Origin of the sequence: Rahnella sp. PAMC25617 (assembly GCF_050606005.1) — a bacterium.
In the GTDB taxonomy this organism is placed as follows: Bacteria; Pseudomonadota; Gammaproteobacteria; order Enterobacterales; family Enterobacteriaceae; genus Rahnella; species Rahnella variigena.
In genome coordinates this window covers 63,228-83,507 of record NZ_JBOCUM010000007.1, presented here as the reverse complement: position 1 = coordinate 83,507, position 20,280 = coordinate 63,228, and the positions used below count along the sequence as shown (strand labels likewise).

At 48.8% G+C, this 20,280-nt stretch carries 13 protein-coding genes and 1 tRNA gene; 3 read left to right on the top strand and 11 right to left on the bottom strand.

The features are described from left to right. Window positions 1–3: 3 nt before the first annotated feature. The 6 genes from ACM615_RS11285 to ACM615_RS11260 form a co-directional block, all read right to left on the bottom strand. On the bottom strand, window positions 4–1,839 hold the full coding sequence (locus ACM615_RS11285; RefSeq protein WP_431011899.1) for a hypothetical protein: 1,836 nt from the start codon (window positions 1,837–1,839) through the stop codon (window positions 4–6). 67 nt (window positions 1,840–1,906) lie between these two features. After that, complete coding sequence (locus ACM615_RS11280) at window positions 1,907–4,057, bottom strand: hypothetical protein (protein WP_431011898.1); 2,151 nt, start codon at window positions 4,055–4,057, stop codon at window positions 1,907–1,909. A gap of 16 nt (window positions 4,058–4,073) precedes the next feature. Then, entirely contained in the window at window positions 4,074–5,519 is a 1,446-nt protein-coding gene (locus ACM615_RS11275; RefSeq protein ID WP_431011897.1) for a hypothetical protein, read from the bottom strand. Then, entirely contained in the window at window positions 5,516–7,309 is a 1,794-nt protein-coding gene (locus ACM615_RS11270) for a hypothetical protein (RefSeq protein ID WP_431011896.1), read from the bottom strand. Before ACM615_RS11270 ends, ACM615_RS11275 begins: the two co-directional genes overlap by 4 nt. After that, window positions 7,269–8,585, bottom strand: coding sequence for a Hint domain-containing protein (locus tag ACM615_RS11265; RefSeq protein WP_431011895.1), 1,317 nt, complete (start codon window positions 8,583–8,585; stop codon window positions 7,269–7,271). The genes ACM615_RS11270 and ACM615_RS11265 overlap by 41 nt, the downstream gene beginning before the upstream one ends. A gap of 1,153 nt (window positions 8,586–9,738) precedes the next feature. After that, entirely contained in the window at window positions 9,739–10,236 is a 498-nt protein-coding gene (locus ACM615_RS11260; RefSeq protein ID WP_431011894.1) for a hypothetical protein, read from the bottom strand. Window positions 10,237–10,484: 248 nt separating this feature from the next. Here ACM615_RS11260 and ACM615_RS11255 point away from each other — a divergent pair, with 248 nt between their 5' ends. Next, window positions 10,485–11,477, top strand: a complete 993-nt coding sequence (locus ACM615_RS11255; protein WP_431011893.1) for a TIR domain-containing protein — start codon at window positions 10,485–10,487, stop codon at window positions 11,475–11,477. Window positions 11,478–12,006: 529 nt separating this feature from the next. Here ACM615_RS11255 and ACM615_RS11250 read toward each other — a convergent pair. From ACM615_RS11250 to ACM615_RS11240, 3 genes are all read right to left on the bottom strand, one after another. Further along, on the bottom strand, window positions 12,007–12,672 hold the full coding sequence (locus ACM615_RS11250) for a hypothetical protein (RefSeq protein WP_159282109.1): 666 nt from the start codon (window positions 12,670–12,672) through the stop codon (window positions 12,007–12,009). Window positions 12,673–12,707: 35 nt separating this feature from the next. Then, the gene (locus ACM615_RS11245) at window positions 12,708–13,520 is read right to left on the bottom strand and encodes a hypothetical protein (protein WP_431011892.1); all 813 of its coding nucleotides are present in this window, start codon (window positions 13,518–13,520) and stop codon (window positions 12,708–12,710) included. Between the two features lie 594 nt (window positions 13,521–14,114). After that, a tRNA-Asn gene (locus ACM615_RS11240) sits at window positions 14,115–14,190 on the bottom strand. A 264-nt stretch (window positions 14,191–14,454) separates the two neighbouring features. Between ACM615_RS11240 and ACM615_RS11235 the strand changes: the two genes are divergently transcribed. Together ACM615_RS11235 and katG are read left to right on the top strand one after the other, a co-directional pair. Continuing rightward, the gene (locus ACM615_RS11235) at window positions 14,455–15,480 is read left to right on the top strand and encodes an LLM class flavin-dependent oxidoreductase (protein WP_431011891.1); all 1,026 of its coding nucleotides are present in this window, start codon (window positions 14,455–14,457) and stop codon (window positions 15,478–15,480) included. 263 nt (window positions 15,481–15,743) lie between these two features. After that, window positions 15,744–17,954 (top strand): catalase/peroxidase HPI, encoded by a 2,211-nt coding sequence (katG, locus tag ACM615_RS11230; RefSeq protein ID WP_431011890.1) that lies wholly within the window; start codon window positions 15,744–15,746, stop codon window positions 17,952–17,954. Window positions 17,955–18,035: 81 nt separating this feature from the next. Here the strand turns inward: katG and ACM615_RS11225 are convergent, their stop codons facing one another. Beyond that, complete coding sequence (locus ACM615_RS11225) at window positions 18,036–19,436, bottom strand: FAD-binding oxidoreductase (RefSeq protein WP_431011889.1); 1,401 nt, start codon at window positions 19,434–19,436, stop codon at window positions 18,036–18,038. A gap of 26 nt (window positions 19,437–19,462) precedes the next feature. Continuing rightward, the gene (locus ACM615_RS11220) at window positions 19,463–20,278 is read right to left on the bottom strand and encodes an ABC transporter permease (protein WP_129638730.1); all 816 of its coding nucleotides are present in this window, start codon (window positions 20,276–20,278) and stop codon (window positions 19,463–19,465) included. Between the last annotated feature and the right edge of the window lie 2 nt (window positions 20,279–20,280).

Here is a 20,280-nt window from a genome sequence, read left to right as displayed (position 1 = left end):
TCCTTAATTGAGGTTGGCGATATCGATACTGTCTTGAACGGTGGTGGTCTGGATGTGCTCGGGTTTGTCTTTACCTTGTCCCGGCTGGTAAATGAACCAGACATCGAGATCGACGCTGAGTCGTGCAGGGTCGGGCTGATCGGCGCTAAAACACTGAGCGGCGGCGTCGGATTCGGTAAATTTAAAAACTTGTTGCAGGGTGGCGTTGCTGTCAGTTGCCGACCAGGCATAACTGGCCGAGACGATCACTTCCCCGACCTCCTGCCAGTCGAGGGTGGCGGAAAGCATTAACACCCGCTGGTGATACAGGCTGGAGAACAGGGAAACAGTCTGGCTGGTCGGCTCATTCATCTCCGCCGGTATGTGAGGAGAATTGACGGCGCTGCTGTAGTCCTTGATGACCTCAAACAGATACAAATCGGGATTGGGCAACGTGACCGGATAATGCACCGGCGGCGAACCGGCGGTTATCTGAAAACTTTTCGAGACAACGGAGGCAGGCAGCAGCATATGACGACAGCGCAGGGTCACCAGCACGGACTGATACCAGTTCCAGTCAAACTGGCTGGCCGCCGCGATGAGAAAATCATAGCGGGCATAGACTGAATCCAGGTCGAGGTAAATATCGTCCAGTTCGGTGTACAGATCGCCGGAGCTGACTGAATTCACACCGCCGAATGGCTGATTAAAATAGACGGTAAAATCGTACCCGACCGGCCAGAGCATTTTCCCGGTTTTGGGGTCGAGAATGCTCGGTGCCTTGAAATGCTTTGGCTGCACATCGCCGTTGCGAAAAGTAAATTGCTGAATATTTTCGCCATAACGCAGGCGCGCCATTACCAGCTGTACATTGCTGTCCAGTTCGGGCGTCAGTAAGCTGATTTGCACCTTACGGCTGGCAAAGAAGTCATCCTGTAGATCACTCTGGCTGATCACCCGACCAGGCTGATAGTCGGTGCCTTTGACCAGTTCACCGAACAATGCCTGCGGATAAAGTGAGCGTTGCACTACTGTGGTTTCGCTCAGCTTGCCGCTTAAACGACGTTGCTCAATGTCTTTAACCGACACCCGTTGCAGATAAAAACCCGCGCGGGGCTGGGTTTGCGCAGGCACATCGGCAAACACCGGGGTGAAAAACTCACTCAGCAGGATCTGCATCAGTTCAGCACCCGCCTGGGCGATATGCCCGTCGGGATCGGTTTCCCTGACTTTGATGGTCACCACTTTTTCGCTGATCAGACGCGACGAGGTTTTCTCAATATCGACTGAAAAAACCAGCAGGCTGAAGCCGAACGATTCCTGCAGGAATTCATAAACCTTGTCCCAGCTCGCCTCCAGTTCAAAGCTGGCAGGGGGTAACTGTTGCAGATAATCGATTTTGTAACTGACTGCGACCGGTGTCGCTTCCGGCGTCTCCATCAGCTTGGCCAGCAGGGCGATATCGGCTTGCTCAGACAGTCTGGCCAGCAGATAACAATTTTGCTGGTCGTTTAACGCCGTCTTGCTGGTCTGCCCGCTGATGAAGCCGGGAATATCCAGCGTGGCACTGCACGAAATCGCCTGCAACGGTAAAAGAATGGCATCGCGCGGGATGTCCGGGCTGGCATCGGCCGCCGCGCGCGCGGCCTCCGGGCTGCTGGACAACAGGGTCTGCAATGACAAGGTGGCATAGTAAACGGTGGCCGGTTCGCGGCTGTTTCTGAAAATCTGCAACTGAACGGCGGGCTGATTGTCGTGCGTCACTTTGATGCACGGCGCAGCGGCGCAGTAAAAATACAGAGCGCTGTCCGGGTCGGCACGGATAAAACAAATGTTTTGCACTACGATCTGGCTGTTCATAGCGACAATCCTGCGTTGCGAAAGTAAAGGCAGGGCAAAGATTTCTTGCCCTGCGTTTTTCAGAGCATCAGAAACTCACCACCACGATTGAGGTGGTATTCGACACCGTCTTGTCGATGGTTTTCTCTTCGCCCTGATCGCCGTAGTACAGGGTCGAGGTATAGGTTATCTCCGGTTCGTTACCACTTTCTGCCTGCATGAGATCGAAGGTCAGGGACTGAGTCAGCGACTTGCTGTCAAATTCGTTCACCACCAGGCTTTGCGTTTCGCTGAAGTCCCATTTCGGGTATTTGACCGTCATTTCAAAGGTAATCAGCGACACCTCCTTCTGCGTATATTTGAAGATGATGGTGTACTTCTGCTGTTTCGGCAGGGCGTTTGCGATCAGGATCTGGTTGCCATGTATCAGCCCGTAGCCCGGTAATTGCGGACTGGTCTCAACCCCGGTGGGAATGTAAGTCAGGCTGTCGCCATCGATGGCATAGTAGTCGGCGGAGTAATAAATGGGTTTTTCCACGGCGGTGCCGATCGGATAAATGAAAGGCTTAGGTGGTACGCTTTCGCTGATCACCTGGCTGCTGGTTTTAAGTTCGACGCCTTTATCCGGATCGGAATATTGGGTTTTAACCACCACCTGACTGAAGACTTTCCATCCCTGCGGATCGAGCAGCGTGGAAATGTCGGCAAACACCACGCCGCATTGGGCGGTATTGATGGTGATAATCAGGTCCCGGTCGCTCTGGATCTCGCCAGAATGATAGGGTTTAGCCTGTAACCCGCTGAAATTTACGGTATAGGAGTATTTAAAGGCGCGACCCAGTTCAGGCTTGATATACCATTTGCCGGTTTTTTTCGGATCCATATCTTTAGGGCTAAACTGCAGGGTGCTTTGATTGTCTTTATCGTAAATGGCCGTCACGACAATATTGGCAATGTTATAGGTGGACAAATCCTGGGTGACAAAGAATTCAGGCTGTATGTATTGATAGAAAGGATCGTTAAGGTCGTACTCTTTGAAATATTCTTTCAGATTGTCTTCACCCACGATGGACTGAATGGACGGCAACTGGGTTTGCGGCGCAATAGCAAACGACACGACCGAGTTTTCGTCATAAACGCGGGTAAAGCTTTTGGTCTGGCTCAGGCTTTCCTGGAATTTCCCAAAGTTGCCTGCGTCATTAAGCATATCCAGACTCATGTCCAGCCCGGTCTGACTGCTCAGGATTTGCTCAACCTGCTTCTGTCCCCACGCCGTCAGACCTTCTTTCCATTTAATGTACTGATCGGGTGTCATGCCCATTTCTGCCGCGGTCAGGCCGACCTGGACATCAATTTTGATCGCGCCTTTTTCGATGTATTCCCGCTCAATTTTTTTCTCATCCGCCGACCACGTATGGTAAGAAATAGTTTGCGTGACGGACTTGGTGATCTCGCTGTCGTAGCTGACCGTGACTTTGGCGGCGGGCAGGGAGGCATCCAGATTGAAGTTAAAACGAACGCCCACGCTGGAGTTCTTATCCGTGCCGGTCAGCACATTTTCAAACAGGGTGGCGCCTTCGCCGGTCAGCGTCAGGCCGAACACGGTGCGGTTATCGCCCAGACCGGATGGCGATAACGGGGTCGGGATCTGACGATAGAATTTCTCATTATCATCAAGAATTAACGTGGCCTGCGCCGAGGTGTACGACGGCTGTAACAGATTAATTTTTTGCGCTTCTTCCGGCAACAGCTCCGGCAGGAACTGATCATTGCCTTTGCTGCTGTCGTACAGCGAGACAAACTTGCTGGCCTGCTCAGCATTCAGACCGGTATTTTTCAGCGCCGTGTCCATGGCTGCTTTCTTGGTCTGGTTTTCAGGATCCGCCACCGAGGCCTGTTCAGCTTTCACATAGGTGACAATCAGCGTCGATTTCGCCGTCAGCTGGCCCTGAATATTGCCGTACAGTTCCGCGCGGATTTTGATTTGCAGGTCTTCGGGAGGCAGCGGCAACATCACGGTAAACTGGGTATAACCGCCTTGCATATCTTCGCCGCGATACTTGTAAAACATAAAGCTGGGGCTCTTGTCATCCCTGGCGACAAATACCGGAATTTCTGGCACCACGTAATACGTGTTCTTGTCGAGGCTGTCGCCGTAACAGGTACAGATATACTCAGTTTCGCCCAGATACTTATCAGTAGGGATTTTGATCGACTGCTGCAAAGCGGTAGTTAACATAGGGTGTTCCTCTTGTTTATATCACTTGTTTGTATTGCAGTTTGACGGGGCTGACGGTGGCCTTCAGGCGGCCAGAGTCGTAGGTCTTGGGAAACAATGTATTTTTCAAATCTCCGATCCAGCTGTACTCAATTTCGCCGTTCAGACCGGCAAAATGCGTGTTGATCCACCAGCTGGCCTGCCACTGCGATTGACCGGAAAAGGCGAGGTTAAAAGATTGTCGTTTTGCCACACCGGCAGGCTGATACATGGCCGTGCCTTTGATTGATTTGAAGTCTTTTTTCAGGGATTCGGCTTCAAACAGGACGCTGTAAAAACCCAGTTCCTGCGGCGTAAGCGCGATGTCGTCCTGCCAGCGAAGCTGCGTCTCGTAATCGCTGTAGTCAGAAAATTTCACCCTGAGCGTGATTGTGCTGATGTCCGATATGGTTTTAAGCGTGACTGGTGTGAAGTTGGGCCACGGCATCGGCGTCTGCTCATCCCCGTAATACAAATCAACCGACATGAGGTTGAAGCCGGACGGGTTGAAACCGAGGCTGACGTGACATTCGCGGGTAACCACCGGTTTGTCCGGGCGGCTGGGTTCAGGCAATGGTGTCGGGGTAAAACTGATGATGTTACCGGCGGGCAACTTGCCCAGCAGCTCAGCGATATCCTGTTGTTGTGCCAGGACATATTGTTGCGGCACGCTGTTGCTGTAACTGACGTCATAGCTGATGTGGTTGGGGATCTCATCCACGGAATGGATATTACGCAGCGTATTACAGACCAGCAGGGAGGCCGTACTGACCAGCGAATTTCTCACCAGCGCCTGTGTCTGTTCCGACGGGGTATTATCAAACTGCTCCGGCATGGTGATCACCCCGGCATCAATTTGCTGATTTAGCAGCAGGGCGACAGCATCCGGCTGGCGCGCATCTTCATTGAACGCCAGTGTTAAAAATGCCACCCAGTCCGTTTCCAGCCTGGCCGCCGCACGACTGCTGACACTGAACTGGCTGCGGGGCAGCAGATACACCCGGTTTTTGTCCCCTTTGATCGCACTCTCCAGTTGTGCGCTTTCCGCATGGGTCAGCGCCATACGGGATTGCTCGAACTCAACGTCATAGCTGTCCGTTTCAGGCTGGCGGATAAAGCGCAAAAACAGCGACTGACTGACATCGGCCTGTATCAGGTTTATTTCACCCGGCGACGGGATGAAATGCGCCCTGATATAGGCTTCTAACACCGCGGTATCAACGGGCTGATTCGGCGCGACAAAAGTTGCCATTCCTCCGCCGGGGCTGGTCAGTAAATGAAGTGCGCTGATTTGCCCTGCGGGCGTGTCCTGCACAACCTGCGGGATAAAACTGCCATAGGTGTAGTCCTGCGGTTGCCGCGTCTGGTCGTGAAAGGCAAAGGCCCGTCCAAGCAGGAAGAAGTTCTGCAACATGTGTTGCGGGTTGTTCGCGTCAGTGTTCATTTTTCACCTTTATAATCAATTGTCTGATCGCCGGTCACCACAGCCGACCACGTGCCTCCTTCGCTTCTGTAGCGATATCCGCAGGCAAAAATAGAGGTGACCGTCCACTTGTAGTCGAATGTGTTTTGCTGATGAGTGAAGCTCCAGGGCGTAATGTGTATCGGAATTTGTGGTTCAAATTCGAATGTTGCCGCGGTTATGCCTTCCGGCAAATTGACCGTTATCCGCGCCTGTTGTGATCCGAACTGCGGGAAACTGTAGGCTCCGATAGTGGTGGTTAGCGTCACCGGCGCGGGTAGCGGGACCACGCCGGATCCTGATAACTCGCGGGCTTCCACGTCGGCAAAGGTATTGCCGATAACCGGATAGCTGAAAACGGGCGTTTTTGCGGTTAACGCGAAGTCTTGCGACCAGCCGTCAGAATGACAGGTTCCGTGAAGCGTACTTTGCAGGGCAAAGCCTTCATCGAGGCTGATAGTCAAAAACTGACACGGCAATGCAGCGGGATCGAGCACCAGGAAAGCGTCATTGCAGGGCAGTGCATCACTCTCCCGCCGGTGCCATTTTCCTCCCTGCGAATAGTTAACGCGGATTTGGTAGAAAAAGGGGCTCGCAGCCAGCGAACTGGTAAAAAAGCTAAACGACAAACGGCTCTGATCCGGCGTCAGTATCTGGGTCTGGGTCTGTTTCTGCGGATAAATATCACCGGCCGGTAAGGTGAGCTGAATATCCACAGAGACACTGCTGTCCAGCCCGGTCGGGGCGGTATAGAAAACGTCGATCGCCCGTTTGCCTTCCGGTAATGGTGGCGTGGTGGAACGGTGGATAATGGTATCCGGCGCAGTTTTTGCGATTTGTTGCGCAGCGGCAAAGGGATCGAGCAAAAAGGATAACGGACGCAGGGCAAGCATTTCGGTATCAAGGTTGAATATCACCCGCCCGCTTTGCGGCTGGGCTTGCAGGCAGATCATGGCCGTATTGTTATTCGCCGGACCCGCACAGGGTGAACCGGTTTGCTCGTATAGCCGGTCAAGGAATGCCTGACAGAAAAGCCGGATCGCGGCGGGATCGTTATCTGGCAGCGCGGGGCTGACAGTCAGCGGCAGCAGGCGGATATTCTGGTACAGATATTGGGTCAGCTGGTCGTAGCTGAACTCGACCTGACTGCCGTCAGCCGTGGGTTTGCCCGGCACATCGCGGGTTAACGTCAGCATCAGCGCATGGGGATCAAATTCGACGGAATAAGGCAGTCGCGGAGACACGCCCTGAACAAAGCCGTCCACCCGCGCATTAAATCCGACCGTTTTATCCAGCAGGGTATTTTCGATCAGCTGAGTACTGTCTGAATTCAGCAAAATAATAAACTGGATGTATTGTGCCGAATACCAGGTCGCATCAAAGCTCTGTTCCCGCAGGGCACTGTGATATTCAACCGGCACGTCAAACCCCAGGCTGCCCGCGACCAGCGGCAGAACATTCACCGCCTTATCCGGGTGCTGTTGCTTAAATTCTGCCAGGCATTCTCCGCTGGCATACTGAAGTTCAGTGGTGAAGTTGAGCCAGCCATAAATACTTTCTGCACTGCTGCTGCGGACAATATCCAGAGAGAAGGGCAACGGGTCAGCTGCCTGAATACCGAGGGATTCAGGATAAAGGTAATAAGCATCATTCTGCAGATAACTGCCGATAAATCGCTGCGTGGCGGTCGTTATCATATTTTGAAAGTCCGGGTATCCCTGATACATGATATTACTCACCCGTTGCGTTGAGATGATTTTGATAATCTTCATGCCATTCTTCGGGGAGCTGGCTCAGGATATTCACGGGCTGCTGATGATATTTATCTTCATGCAATCTTTGCATCTGGATATCACCGACTAAAATTTGATTGGCATAAAGGGTATTTTCATCTGTCTTTTCAGCCGACAGTTGCAGGTTATATACCGTCGCTTCATCACTTCGCGGTTGAATATCTGTTATTTCTGCTTCACCCTGAGGGGTAAAGAGTTTATCCGCTAATGTCAGTTCACGGGCAATAACAATGCCCGCAGGCGTGATAAATGGATGGCCGGGACTGGTAATAACGTTGAGTGTATTATTATTCCGATCCCGCGCAGAGATTTTAATACAATGCTGTTCCTGACCGGTGGTGATGTTTTCTACCCTCAGCGACCCGTTATTTATTGTTTTGACGCTGTCGCCGGTTCTGATCGCTGAGATCACTTTCTCACTGCCGTCATGCATCATTATTTTGGTATTTTCGTGCAGGCAGCCGTAAACGATTTTCATCGGCTTAATAGTCACGGTATTTAAAAACATTTGGCCGGGGACAATGTTTTTTGGCGCGTTGGTGATAAATGCCGCGATGCTTTTGCCTGAAACATTCAGAATGAGCTTGAAAACATAATAAACCATTTCGCCGGAATCAAAGTTGACCTTATTAAACTTTAACCAGTTTAGATCCCAGTTGATTTTGTTTCCGGCAACGGAAGAGTTTTTAGCATCGAAGAAATCAAAGCCTGCGTAGGGCAGGATCGGGTCACCGCCGGCGCGGGTGCGTATCAGGTAGATACTGCTCATCCCGTTGACCGGTTTGCCGCCGCTGACATCGATATCCCCGCCGTAGGTGATGTAGCCTTTAATCGGGACGCTGACGATGCCGTCCCATGAACTGGTTTGCCGGTAATCGCAGTCAGGCTCGTCGCGCGTTAAGCAGATTTTAATTTCGTTGGGATTTTTAATTGTTCGCGGGGAGTCATTGAATATTTCTTTCGGGTAACTCTGGGTAGTAATGATTTCCGCGCCGTAAAAAGTCTGATTATTAATGGTTTGCGCGAAAGTATAAATTACCGTCACCGGGGAACCGGCCACACCCGGATATACGCCGTCTGCGCTGATGACGCAGTCTGACGCGTTAACGAAGTTCTGGGTATATTTCACCGCACCGGTATTACTGGCCTCGCCGTCAAATAATCCCAGTGTTTGTGTCACATTGGTGGCAGAAACGGGGAGTGAGCCAATGGCATCGGTGCGGTAGTTTTTCCCGTCCACAGTATCAACGCGCACAATGCTGTATACCGGCCTGACAGTGTCAGTGGCTGCCTGGCTCAGCAGGCCGGCACTGCGTTTAAGTCGTTTGGTTTCCTGCCAGCACTGCGTAAATTGGGGGGAGCGCCCCGATGTCAAACCGGAAAGTTTTAGCTGGATATCATAAAAATTCACCAACTCAGTGTTGCCGGGTTCAATAATAAAAACCCCTTTATTTCCATACTGGTTGATAACGTTTTTAATAATACTTTTTTCATCTGCTGTATAAGTTTGTGTAGTCATATCATCGGCACCCAATAAAATTCAGACATAAGGCTGGCAAATGGCATTGAGAAAGAATGCCATCAGGATCCATACAATGATTGAATCATTGTTAAGTTAGTTTGTTGAATAAACAGAAACCAAACTTTTTCAGCCTGATATTGGGAGCAGGGTGTCACAGTGTCTGCCATAAATAACTTCGGGCAATAGTCTGCGAGACCTTAATATTTCAAAGGGGCAAAGTGGAATGATTATTATCAGCGACATGTCCTGACATGCAGGCACGCCTTTTTTAAAAAACACAGTCAAATGTTCATATGAGTATGTGTTCCATAATGAGAGCTAATTATTTTTTTCGCTGCGCGTCATTGCTGACTTAATCAACAATAGCAACAAAGCAAAGAAGATCAATCAACCCATAAAAAAACATTAAGAATTATCTGGCAGCGAAAAAAGTGGAGATGTGCAGTGCTGCAGGTGGCAAGTCAATGAAATCTCAATGGGTTATGTTGCAGTGTGTCGTGTCTTTTTCACCAGCATCAGTCAGTGTGATGTTTTTAATCAATTGAAATTAATGATTAAAAATATTTTTCCGCCATTGATGAAAATGGTATTTCTTATGCAGAGATCGGACGAGTGACAGACCGAATTCAAGCAACCGACAGGCAGGTTTGTAGCGGGGGTGACGACGATTCAGACGCTCAATGCGATGATTTCAGGCGGAAACTGATGAATACATAAGATTGTGTAATGTTTATAAGCGCATGAAGTCCGGGCAGGAAAATCGCTTCGCACGTGGCTTGTATCTCAGCTTCTAAGAATTCAATGAATGCACTTACTTTTGAAGTAAGTGCAGAGGGTAGGGACTCAATAAACCCGGAGGTTTGGTGAGGGGGCTACGCCATACCCGCTACTCCGGCTGCATTTTTCTGTTCCATCCAAAAGTGTCGGCACAGGGGGCTAACCATTGACGGATTTTGGAATTGCACGACAGCGCCTCGGGTTCGAGCAAGCGCGCTCCGAAATTGGCATGCCGCAGGAAGCGCATATCCAGGCATTGCTCAAGTTGCCCAGCCAGCAGGGGAAAATCCATGAGGCTGTATAGCCGGGGCCATTTGATCAATTTTTGATAGCGCAGTTGTGCCGACTCGATGCGCAAGTCATCATTCGGGCGCCACTGGATGTTGAACAGATTGTCATGACGCGACAGGTCGACCAACCAGTTCCCGTTAGATGGGATGCGCAACTCCAGTTTCAGGCTTTCGGGCCGCAACTTGTTGCGCTTGTAAAACCAGTGCTCAGGCGGTTCGCTGGTCAGGTCGACGGAACACCCGCTATATGACACGTCGGCGACACCGAACCTTGCAAACCATTCGGCGACTTCGGGGTGGGTAGAGTGGTCGAACATATTTTGCATGCTCCTAAAAAAGCGTCATATAGCACAACAGATTATCGCTCATAATCGCTCATAGTAGTCCAATAACATCCTTTTGGGGTGGTATGTGCCAGAAGCGGAACTTGCCTAGATTTTATGATGGTTCTCTAACGTCAATGTAACAATTATACTTGATTTATTTAGATGGGGAAGGTAAATCATGATTAGTACAATGCTAACCCGCTAAATATTAATTTAAACTGAAAAGGATAAATATAAAAATGCCAGAAGCAAGAGATTTTGATATTGCTCTATCGTTCGCAGGTGAGGATAGAAACTACGTTCAACAAGTAGCCAATCTTTTGATGCAATCTGGTGTGAAAGTATTTTATGATTCGTTTGAAGAAGCAAATCTCTGGGGTAAAGATCTTTATACTTATCTTAATGAAATATATAAAGACAAAGCTCTTTATACCATAATGTTTATTTCCGAGAATTACGCAAAAAAACTATGGACAAATCATGAAAGAAAAGCAATGCAAGCAAGGGCTTTTCAGGAGAGTGCTGAATATATCCTTCCTGCGAAATTTGATGATACAGAAATCCCTGGGGTGCTACTTACAACCGGCTTCATATCTCTTATAGACCGCACTCCTGAAAGTTTTGTTGAAATAATCCATAAAAAATTGGTAAACAGTGGGAGGACGATACCCTCAGAATTATCGAGAAAATCTTTTTTTTCAACAGGGTCGCTTCCCAAAATAGAACCGTTAATGTTAAGGGTAATCATTAAATCTTCGACAGGAGAGTTGATTCAGTCAGCATCAATCGTTGCTATCGCAGACAACAACACTATTAAGCAGGGCACGACTGATGCCAATGGTTGCCTAACCTTAGAAATTTTAACTCGTAGAAATTATTCTATACTGGTAGCTCATTCAGACTTTCCCGGAGCTATAATCCCTAAATGGGATCCAGCAGAAGATATTGAAATAACTTTGTCCTCCACTGAAACCATTGGTTCCGTAATAATTAATGGCACCGGCTACATTGATGGTTTAGATGGTCGATTAAATCCTAAGCTAGATAGTAATAACAGAACATATCTTTATGCGGATAATATAGCTATTAATGAAGGAGAAATTCAACCTGTTCATTTTGAAATAAATTCCCCAATCACTTTAGAGGACTGTAATGGTGTAATAATTGAAGCAATTTTCTTACATATTCAAGGTGAAACATCATTAATTAAATTTTATCATCCACGTAAATGATATTTGGCCATTTTATTTTTAACCTTAGAAGATTGGGAAAATAATTAATATTTTTGTTAACACCATTGTGTTGGTGCAATAAAGAAATATTTATATCCAACCCTAAGTTAACTTTAATAAATGATTTACAGCGGACCATACCTTTGGTATTGATAACGTGTCGCACAATGTACAACGCCCTTACCCTTTTCATATTTTAGGTATCCGTGACAATTTTTATTTTTATTAGTCTTTAATATGTCACGACAATCGAATATATTATTTAGCTTTCACACAGCGCAGGGCCAATTCGACGAAAAGAGACCTCCATGATGGGGGGGGGCTCTTTTTTAGATTTAATTCTTGTTTTCTTTTTTTTGGGGGGGCTGTTATATGATTGCCTATCAAATAAATGGCGTTATTGATTAGGCATTATATAATTAGATTATAAATATATATTGCTTTATTCAAATCTGTTCAAGCCCCTAAGCATTAAAAGTTTAAAATTTATTAATTGTCTTATTAAGCTATAGGATAAATAATTCATAATTTAATTACATGTTTTAATAATAGGCTTTGTGGTTGTTTTCTTGGGAGGCTTATAGGAGAGATTAGGTTCATTATCAACTGTTATATTGTTCTCTATTTTATACTGAATGTCACATGAAGATGGTCTCTCCCCTAAATAATTTAGTATTTCCTTCTGCATTTTCTGTTGTGACTCTAACATAACAAATAATTTAGAAGTGTATGTTGTATTTTTCGATTCGTCTTGCAGATTAGTTTTTACATCATAAACAACAGACACAACCAATACATAAACTACATACACAAAAATATAGAAACCCCATATACTGAAAGATTTCAAGGCCTCGAGATGGAATTTTCTAAAATATGGTTTCCAGTTAAAAAAATTTACATCTATATCAGTATCTTCGTCACTCAAAGCTTCGTAGATGTGCCTATACTTTTTCTCTACAGAAAGATAATATGAGTCTAATAGAGCAAAAAAATACGTTACGAATAAAAACGGAACGAACTTTTGCCATAAAGGAAAGTTACCATCTAACCAATATCCAGAAACGAAAAAACCAAACACAGTGATGAATATTGTTTTTATACTTATCGAGACCGTCCCCATTCGGGTTATAATTGTTTGCAATGTTGATAGCGAAGCTATTTTTGCAGCCAAACTCGTATTGTTATCCTGACTCATGCAGCCTCCTAAATTAAATATCTCAACGTTATATTTTATTTAAATAATTCTTCGTATATTGAATTCAGCCAGTAAAAGTGCTTATTATTTCCATGTTTTAGACTGCCGATGTCGCCAATCTTCTTATCCAAGATTAATTCTAATTTATTTTCAGTGACGGTGATTAAATGATTTAATGGTGCAATATATTCAACACAAACATTTGCTGATTCTGATATTTTCTCCATCCCGCTCCCGGCTTTCATTATCGATTCTAATGCGATAACCTTCCTTTCTGGATGCCAATTTCTTTCAATGACAGATGTGTATTTTAACTCAGTGTATATCCAAGGTGAATAGGTTGCTTTTTCTAAAGAATCTGTGCAATGAATGGAGTTGGATGTATTTAAGAACCAACAGGAATCACTTAAATTTATCGCATCCAATAAAGCATCCCCAAGTATTAAATAAAAATTACTTGCTACTTTCATGCATGATTCATAAATTAAATACTCGTTATTCTCACCGCATGGGAAATGCTTGTGATTAATTTCTGAAATAATCTCATCAACATACCCCCAAAATTCAGAATCAATGAAACTTTTAATTCCATAGTTTTCATAAAGCTTATTTGCTATGTATTTAGCCCTGTTGGCGTCTTTGTGACTATGGGATATAAATATATGATATCCGCCTTTTGGGAACCAATTATTAACTACTTCGGCATGTTTGTAAATAACAGAGACATCACTTTTACTAATAGCCTCCTCTATTACACCCTTTAATTCCTTCTTGAAATTGGATGTTTGATAAACCAGTGTTTGCTCAGGAATATTAGTGTCAAAAGTTATATTAAATCCGAATTTCATCTTATCATCCCTTTTGTGTTTTTGAAAAGGTATAATATTGCCCTCAGAGACAAATTGTCAAGAATGAAACTTGCATCATGCGCATCAATATCAAGAGTTTAGGTTAAGTTAACTTTGCGAGCATTCATAGTTGTCCATCTTTGTCCTAAATATTCTGTCCTTTTTTCATTATTAATAATTTAACAATCAACTATGACATATAACTAGCTCTCTAAATATTCAAAGGGAAATAATAACCGCACTTGATTATTAACAAGCGTTATTCATTTGAAGGTTCTGCTATTAATAATCGTAAGGCCCTCGGAACCTGCAGTATGAAATCATACTTTATTCAGCTAGGCAGCCCATATATTTTCTAACGTATCCCCAGCGACAAACACTCAGATTCGAATAATATTGGGTTGGTTGCAACAATGAGTCACGCATCCATGCGGCATGACGGTTGCCGACTCAACAAGAAGCTCTGACTGTGAGCAGTTCTTTTTGAACTAACATCGTAATGAGACTCCCGCTTCTCGCCCAAAACTGCCTCTCCCTCAATCCCCCAAACACAAAAAGCCCGCCTAAGTTTCCTTAGGCGGGCTTCTCTAAATTTGGCTCCTCTGACTGGACTCGAACCAGTGACATACGGATTAACAGTCCGCCGTTCTACCGACTGAACTACAGAGGAATCGTGTGAACGGGGCGCATGATAACGGGGGATGAAGTCGGGAGCAACGGTTTTTTTACTTCTGCGTTTCGATGGGAGAGTTTTTGTTCAGGTTATTAAAAAATAAGCAAAAATGACCCATGTCCTTCAAATAAACTGAACCGCTTTGTTAAACAACTGATATTTATTCTCATCCTGAGGCGCGTAAAGTAAACGTATCATTGCGCCAGTCCTCAAACGAGCGGGCTGGCACATCGCTTTGCGCACTTTGAGGATGCATTTACGATGAAAAATATTGGGTTTTTATCATTTGGTCACTGGACACCGTCGCCTCAGTCAGGCACCCGCTCGGCGGCGGATGCGTTGCTGCAATCTATCGATCTGGCTGTCGCAGCCGAAGAACTGGGCGCGGACGGCGCGTATTTCCGCGTGCATCATTTTGCCCGTCAGCTCGCTTCACCGTTCCCGCTGCTGGCGGCGGTCGGCGCGAAGACCAGCAAGATTGAGATCGGCACCGGCGTTATCGATATGCGTTACGAAAATCCGCTGTATATGGCGGAAAGTGCCAGCGCGGCAGATCTGATCTCCGGCGGGCGTTTACAGCTGGGTATCAGCCGGGGTTCGCCGGAACAGGTGATCGACGGCTGGCGCTATTTTGGCTATCAGCCGGCAGAAGGGGAGACGGAAGCGGATATGGCGCGGCGTCACACCGAAATGCTGCTGGATGCGCTGCGTGGCGAAGGTTTTGCGAAACCGAATCCGCAACCGATGTTTCCAAATCCACCGGGAATGTTGCGTCTGGAACCGCATTCTGAAGGCTTGCGTGATCGTATCTGGTGGGGCGCGGGTTCAAACGCCACCGCTGTTTGGGCGGCGAAACTGGGGATGAATCTGCAAAGCTCGACGCTGAAAGATGACGAAACCGGCGAGCCATTCCATATTCAGCAGGCGAAACAAATTCGCGCCTATCGCGAAGCCTGGGCCGAAGCGGGACACACGCGTACGCCACGGGTATCGGTCAGTCGCAGCATTTTTGCCCTGATGGATGACCGTGACCGTGCTTATTTCGGTGGCAGTAGTAACGACGGCGATAAGGTCGGTTTCCTCGACGAGAAAACCCGGGCAATTTTCGGACGCAGCTACGCGGCTTCTCCTGAGTTTTTGATCGAACAGCTCAAAAAGGATGAAGCGATTGCCGAAGCCGATACGTTATTGCTCACCGTGCCGAATCAGCTCGGCGTGGATTACAACGTGCATGTGATTGAATCGATTCTCAAACACGTTGCGCCTGCGATGGGCTGGCGTGAGTAACCTCTGAAGAAAGTTTTAAGAAAACAAAAGCCCGCCTTTGGAAACTCAGGCGGGCTTTTTTCATTTTGCGACACTCGCAAAGAAGCCCCGGCGATTAAGTGGCTATTCTATAATCAGAGCAAAAAGCATTTTGGTGATTAAACACGCAAAAAACGCACATAAGTCCTAAGGCAAAGTCTATCAAATACATAGGGTGATTCAGATGTGCGTTGTTTAAAACCGCGTATAGAGTAGCAATGAGACTACATAACAGGAGTGTGAGCATGAGCAGTTCTATTGATGAAGAAGCAAACGACGCAAAGCCAATTGTTGAAGCAGACAGAGAAGCCAGTGCCGGTAAATGTCCTTTCCATGAAGGAAACACCAATAAAGCCTCTGGCGGCGGGACCAATAATCGTGACTGGTGGCCTAACCAGCTCAGGGTTGACCTGCTGAACCAGCACTCAAATCGCTCAAACCCGTTGGGCGAAACTTTCGATTACCGCAAAGAATTCGCAAAACTGGATTATTCCGCATTAAAAGCCGACCTCAAAGGGGTGCTCACTGCGTCGCAGCCCTGGTGGCCGGCGGACTGGGGCAGTTATATCGGTCTGTTCATTCGTCTTGCATGGCACAGCGCCGGGACCTATCGCTCCGTTGACGGGCGCGGCGGCTCAGGTCGCGGCCAGCAACGTTTCGCGCCACTCAACTCCTGGCCGGATAACGTCAGTCTGGATAAAGCACGCCGACTGTTGTGGCCGGTGAAACAAAAATACGGTCAGAAAATTTCCTGGGCCGATTTGTACATTCTGGCGGGTAACGTGGCGCTGGAAAACTCCGGTTTCCGCACCTTCGGTTTTGGTGCCGGTCGTGAAGACGTCTGGGAACCGGATCAGGATATCAACTGGGGCGACGAAACCACCTGGCTGGAACATCGTCATCCTGAGGAACTGGCGAAATCACCGCTGGGCGCTACGGAAATGGGGCTGATTTACGTCAACCCGGAAGGCCCGAATCACAGCGGTGATCCGGCTTCCGCTGCGCCGGCCATTCGTGCCACGTTCGGCAATATGGGCATGAACGATGAAGAGATCGTCGCGTTAATCGCCGGAGGTCACACACTCGGTAAAACGCACGGCGCAGGCCCTGCCGATCAGGTGGGTGTTGACCCTGAAACCGCACCGATTGAATCACAAGGTCTGGGCTGGAAAAGCAGCCACGGCAGCGGCGTCGGCGCGGATGCCATCACCTCCGGTCTGGAAGTGATCTGGTCGCAGACCCCGACGCAGTGGAGCAATTACTTTTTCGAGAACCTGTTCAAATACGAGTGGGTGCAGACCCGCAGTCCGGCGGGTGCGATTCAGTTCGAAGCCGCCGATGCGCCGGATATTATTCCTGATCCGTTCGATACGTCGAAAAAACGCAAACCGACCATGCTGGTGACTGACCTGACGCTGCGTTTTGACCCGGAATTCGAGAAGATTTCCCGTCGTTTCCACGGCGATCCGCAGGCCTTTAACGAAGCCTTTGCCCGCGCATGGTACAAACTGACCCACCGCGATATGGGACCAAAAGCCCGTTATATCGGACCGGAAGTGCCGAAAGAAGATCTCATCTGGCAGGATCCGTTGCCGGTTCCGGTGTATCACCCGACAGGTGCGGATATCGCGCAACTGAAAGAGAAAATTGCCGCGTCAGGTCTGAGCGTCAGTGAGCTGGTGTCAGTGGCGTGGGCGTCGGCATCGACCTTCCGTGGCGGCGACAAACGCGGAGGCGCGAACGGTGCGCGTCTGGCGCTGCGTCCGCAAAGAGACTGGGACGTGAATGCCGTTGCAGCCCGCGTGCTGCCGGCTCTGGAATCTATCCAGCAGTCCGTGCAGAAAGTGTCACTGGCGGATGTGATCGTGCTGGCCGGTGTGGTCGGTGTTGAAAAGGCAGCGAAAGCGGCTGGCGTTGATATCGAAGTGCCATTTACGCCGGGTCGTGTGGATGCGCGTCAGGATCAGACGGATGTTGAGTCGTTTGAATTGCTGAAACCGAAAGCGGACGGTTTCCGAAACTACCGCGGTGAATCAGCCAATACCTCGACAGAGAATCTGCTGATCGACAAGGCGCAGCAACTGACCCTGACCGTGCCGGAATTAACGGTGCTGGTGGGCGGATTACGTGCGCTGGGGGCTAACTACGACGGCAGCAATCTCGGCGTGTTCTCGGAAAACACCGGTGAACTGAACACCGATTTCTTCGCGAATCTGCTGGATATGCGTACCGAATGGAAACCGACGGATAGCACCGGCGAACGTTTCGAAGGCCGTGATCGTGTCAGCGGAGAAGTCAGATTCGCCGCCACGCGTGCCGATCTGGTGTTTGGCTCGAATGCCATATTACGTGCCAACGCTGAGGTTTACGCCAGCAGTGACGCCAAAGAGAAGTTCGTGAAAGACTTTATCGCGGCGTGGACCAAAGTGATGAATCTGGACAGATTCGAGCTTTGATCTGAACCTTGATCTCAAGTCTGATCTGAACTCATCGTTTGAAAGCAAAAAGCCCGCTTAATGTTGTTAAGCGGGCTTTTTTCATTCATTCAATAACAGAGGATCGTTATCTAATATCAGGGTGTTACGGACATCCCAGCCACGGAGCTTACCGGGGTTGAGTAATCCACTGGGATCAAGGCACTTTTTAACCGAAACGACGTCAGGTTTAATTTCTCCCTGTTTACCATCTTCAATTTGATAAACATGCGGGTTATTTATTTTTACATCGTAATCACGGAAGGTCATCATTATTTCGTTCAGTCTTTCTTCGGTGGAATAACGCACTAATTGTAAACCGCTGGTGGTTATATTTCCGTCGTTGTCGCGCAGGAACTCTATATGCGACATAACTTCATCGCCAAATAAATTCGCCATATCGATAATCTGCTGGCGATAGTTCGTATAATTAAACGCCGTCTGTAAATAGGTCAGGGTGCTGTCGATTTTCAGCGCGTGCAGGGTGGTGTGGTTCCAGCAATATTCCATCAGCGACGCATTGGCCTCGCGTGCTTCTCCGGCGGACTGACGCACGGCGCTGTGACCGCGGTATTTTTCCAGCAGAGAGGCGCAAAAACCTTCGCTTTCCTGCGCAATCACGCTGATCACCGCGTGCTGGCTGGCCTGATAATGTCCGTTCAGATGGCTGAAGTATGACGGGATCGGCGCGGCGAACAGCGCCAGCTGGCGTTTGACCAGCCCCGGTGAACGGGCAAAGGCGTTGGCGTAATCCAGTGCATCGGTAAAATCATCGAACACGTCCAGCCGTTCAATCCACTGATGAACCGGTGCCAGCGCCAGTTCAACCTCGAGCACAATGCCGTTGCTGCCGTAGGCATGATGCAGCAGCAGTGCCTGCGGGGCAGGAACGTGCAAAATGCGCGGTTCGGCTTCCATGGTCATGACTTTAACGCTGAGCACATTGCCCTGTGCGCCGAGCGGGCCGTAGTTGATTGAGCCGATACCGCCAAAACCGCCGCCGTACAAGCCGCCGAGGCTGGCGAGCCGGTAAGTGGAGGGCATACAGCGCAGCTCCCAGCCTGCCGGACGGGTCAGGGTTTCAATCTCTGCCAGCCGGATCCCCGCCTGGGCGCGCACCACGCCATCAGCCAGTTCGCAAACCTGATTAAAGCCGGTCATATCCACCAGAATGCCGCCTTCCAGCGGCACCAGCTGGCCGTAGTTGCCGGTCGCGCCGCCGCGCAAAATCAGCGGTAACTGGTACTGAACGCAGGCTTTCACCAGCAAAATCAGCTCTTCTTCACTGCGCGGCCTGACCACCGCATCGGCCTGTTTATCTTCCAGCTGCTGTTTGAGAACGGGACTGAACCAGTGAAAATCGCGCGAAAGGCGTTTGACCTTTGTCGCCTGCAAAGTCCAGTCGAGATCGGGAAGCGCCTGCTGAATCAGGGCAAGCGCCTGCTGACGTTGTTCACTGTTCATATTCTTCCTGCCTGAATTAAATGAGATTAATGAGATTGCACGGCTTCGCTTTCATGCCACGCGCTGAGGACGCGTTTCGAAATCCACGACATCACGCCAAACAGGGCGATACCAGTGAGTGAAATGAGCAGCAGCGCGGCAAACATCAGCGGAATGTCCAGCTGATATCCCGCCTGCAATATCTGATAGGCCAGACCGGTGTTATTGCCGCCGGTGCCCGCCACGAATTCAGCCACGACGGCACCGATCAGCGACAAGCCGCTGGAAATGCGCAGCGCGCCGAAAAAATAAGGCAGGGCAGAAGGAATGCGTAAGCGGATGAGGATCTGCAGACGGCTGGCGTGGTTCAGCTGGAAGTAGCTCAGCAGGCCCGGTGATACGCTGCGCAGCCCCTGCGTGGTATTGGAAATAATCGGGAACACCGCCATCAGTGTCGAACACACCACCAGCGACAGCGTGGTGTCCTTGACCCAGATGATGATCAGCGGCGCGATGGCCACGATCGGCGTCACCTGCAAAAACACGATGTACGGGAACAGTGCGGTTTCCACAAAGCGGTTCTGCACCAGTACGAAAGCCACTAACGAACCGATGACGATCGAGAGCAAAAACGAGATCAGGGTAATTTTCAGCGTAAACAGCAGCGACATCGTCAGCGAACCCAGATTGGTCCACAGGCTTTGCAGCATTACCACCGGTGACGGCACCAGAAACTGAGGGATTTTGAAATAGCTCACCCAACCCTGCCACAGCAAAATCACCACCACGGCGACCACCGCCGGATACAGCACTTTGCGAAACGTGGGGTTGTTGATCCACGGAGAAGTTTTTTGAGTTTGCATAC

Excerpts from the sequence above, each read along its gene's own strand:
- ACM615_RS11270 (WP_431011896.1), bottom strand. The coding sequence starts at position 7,309 with ATGAAGATTATCAAAATCATCTCAACGCAACGGGTGAGTAATATCATG.
- ACM615_RS11250 (WP_159282109.1), bottom strand. The coding sequence starts at position 12,672 with ATGAGTCAGGATAACAATACGAGTTTGGCTGCAAAAATAGCTTCGCTA.
- ACM615_RS11235 (WP_431011891.1), top strand. The coding sequence starts at position 14,455 with ATGAAAAATATTGGGTTTTTATCATTTGGTCACTGGACACCGTCGCCT.
- ACM615_RS11220 (WP_129638730.1), bottom strand. The coding sequence starts at position 20,278 with ATGCAAACTCAAAAAACTTCTCCGTGGATCAACAACCCCACGTTTCGC.
- ACM615_RS11275 (WP_431011897.1), bottom strand. The coding sequence starts at position 5,519 with ATGAACACTGACGCGAACAACCCGCAACACATGTTGCAGAACTTCTTC.
- ACM615_RS11255 (WP_431011893.1), top strand. The coding sequence starts at position 10,485 with ATGCCAGAAGCAAGAGATTTTGATATTGCTCTATCGTTCGCAGGTGAG.
- ACM615_RS11225 (WP_431011889.1), bottom strand. The coding sequence starts at position 19,436 with ATGAACAGTGAACAACGTCAGCAGGCGCTTGCCCTGATTCAGCAGGCG.
- katG (WP_431011890.1), top strand. The coding sequence starts at position 15,744 with ATGAGCAGTTCTATTGATGAAGAAGCAAACGACGCAAAGCCAATTGTT.
- ACM615_RS11260 (WP_431011894.1), bottom strand. The coding sequence starts at position 10,236 with ATGTTCGACCACTCTACCCACCCCGAAGTCGCCGAATGGTTTGCAAGG.
- ACM615_RS11280 (WP_431011898.1), bottom strand. The coding sequence starts at position 4,057 with ATGTTAACTACCGCTTTGCAGCAGTCGATCAAAATCCCTACTGATAAG.
- ACM615_RS11245 (WP_431011892.1), bottom strand. The coding sequence starts at position 13,520 with ATGAAATTCGGATTTAATATAACTTTTGACACTAATATTCCTGAGCAA.
- ACM615_RS11285 (WP_431011899.1), bottom strand. The coding sequence starts at position 1,839 with ATGAACAGCCAGATCGTAGTGCAAAACATTTGTTTTATCCGTGCCGAC.